This is a genomic window from Caballeronia jiangsuensis (assembly GCF_046030135.1).
GTDB classification, from domain to species: Bacteria; Pseudomonadota; Gammaproteobacteria; order Burkholderiales; family Burkholderiaceae; genus Caballeronia; species Caballeronia jiangsuensis.
Genome location: NZ_JAQQDB010000095.1, coordinates 1 through 1,996 on the forward strand (window position 1 = coordinate 1; position 1,996 = coordinate 1,996).

Annotated in this window: 1 protein-coding gene; it reads right to left on the bottom strand. The window is 60.3% G+C overall.

Annotated elements, in window-relative coordinates:
- Positions 1-188: 188 nt before the first annotated feature.
- Positions 189-1,559, bottom strand: a complete 1,371-nt coding sequence (gene ltrA, locus PQR08_RS38455) for a group II intron reverse transcriptase/maturase (protein WP_408164451.1) — start codon at positions 1,557-1,559, stop codon at positions 189-191.
- Positions 1,560-1,996 lie beyond the last annotated feature (437 nt).

The window sequence follows — 1,996 nt, forward strand, 5'->3', positions numbered from 1 at the left end:
CGGTAGAGTCGAGATGTGGCGCGGTAGCGGTAGGCTCGGTTTGTCTGTTGCCGCCCCTTTCGTCTGGCGGTGCCCGAATACCCTTGCCCTAACCCCGTTTCCACATCCCGCTCATCGAACCCGTCGTGCAGATCTCCCGCAACGGGCTCTCGGACAAGACATCACGCCTTCGTACACGGCAAGTTACACTACCAAGGCCCTTGTAGACGAACGAGACCGAAGTGCCCGTAGAGATGCGGGGCTGGATAGGCCCCGCCCCTGCGACGTCTGAGCTTGTACTTGTTGCGTAACCACCGACGCAACCGCGCAGCGGTGTAGCTGTCAAGCGCCCGATACGCGCGACTGTCCGTCCCTACATTGAAGTAGTTCGCCCAGCCGCGCAGCGTGCGGTTCAACTTGCCCACCAACTCCGTGGTCTCCTGCCACACCGTCTTGAGGGCGGTCATCGCATGAATCTTCTCGACCATGCGACGGATACTCTTCTTCGACGGTCGCATGCCCATACGAGCCTGTCCAGTCGTCGCCGAGTACAGCCGCCCAAACGTGTAACCCAGGAAGTCAAATTCGCCTTCCGGCACCTTGCAGATTCGTGTCTTCTCCTCGTTGACCGTCAGCTTCAGTTTGCCCATGAACTCGCGCAGCTTCAGCAACGCCTCTTCGGCCTTGCCTCTCTTGCACAGGATCACGAGATCGTCCGCGTAGGTCACAATGCGACTGCCAAGACTGCGCTGAAGTCCGAGCTTCTTCCACGCCAGCACAAACCGGCGCATGTAGACATTCGCCAGCAGTGGTGAGATGGGAGACCCTTGCGGAATTCCGCGCCTGCTATCTCTGGCCTCCGTCGTGCGTGTCTTCCGACCTCGATCATCGGTTTCTTCTACGGGGCATTCCAGCCACATCTTGATCAGATGCAGCACACGCCGATCGACGACGCGTCGCGCGAGCGACAACATCAATTCGGCGTGGGGAATACTTCCGAAGTAGTCCGCCAGGTCAGCGTCAACGACATCCGTTTGCCCTCGATGCAGCCGCTCCTCCACCTCGATTACCGCTTGCTGGGCATTTCGCCCCGGGCGATAAGCGTACTGCTCTGGCGGAAGGTCCGCTTCGAAGATCGGTTCGAGCGCCAGCATCGCTGCTGTCATGCACACCCGATCCCGCAGGGTCGAGATACCCAGTGGCCTCAGCTTGCCATTGGCCTTCGGGATAAACACTCGTCTGATAGGGTCCGGCCGGTAAGTCTCCTGCCTGAGCGCAAGCGCCAGTTCACCGAGCCACTTCTGCACCCCGTACGCCTCGACTTCGGCGAAGTCCTGACGATCGACACCCGGCGCGCCCCTGTTGGAGCGGCACTGGGCGTACGCATGCGCCAGCACGTCTTCACGATAGATCTTGTCGTACAGCACGTAGAAGCGATACCCGGCTTCTGCCTTCGCTTTCGCGTGTAACGCCATCTGCAGCTTCTGAACACGAATCGGAGTTGATAGGTTGCCCAATCTCCACGTCCTCACTACGTATTGCGTTGGTCTTGAACTGAGGCCCCTTCCCTCCACCAGCATTACACCGGCTTCAACGGTAGTACGGGCCTCTCCGTCATCCCAAGGCGCCCGGCCTGTCCCTCACGGGCGTCCGGTTGGTCATCCCTGACCACGCCGAGGGATTTCCCGTGTTGCGTACGCTTTCCTTGTGTACATGCTGTCGCCACTACCCCGGCGCAGTGACTGGCGGCACTGCTTCGCTCATCCAGCCAGTCATATCAACCTTCCCCGATAGGGTGTTCGGGTCGGCCTGCGCATCGTCCTTTTCGAGGATTGCTCGGCGTTCACGCTTGTTACGGCCTGCACACTCGCGCTGTCACCAATTCGTGACACGCTTCACCAGAGGCTTCAGCCACTTCGTTACCTCCATAGCTGCTCCGGTTGCTTCCGGCTGGAGCGGTTGCCGGGCGGGGCTTACACCCGCTGGAAAGCGCCACCTTTTCACGGCGCACACCCGA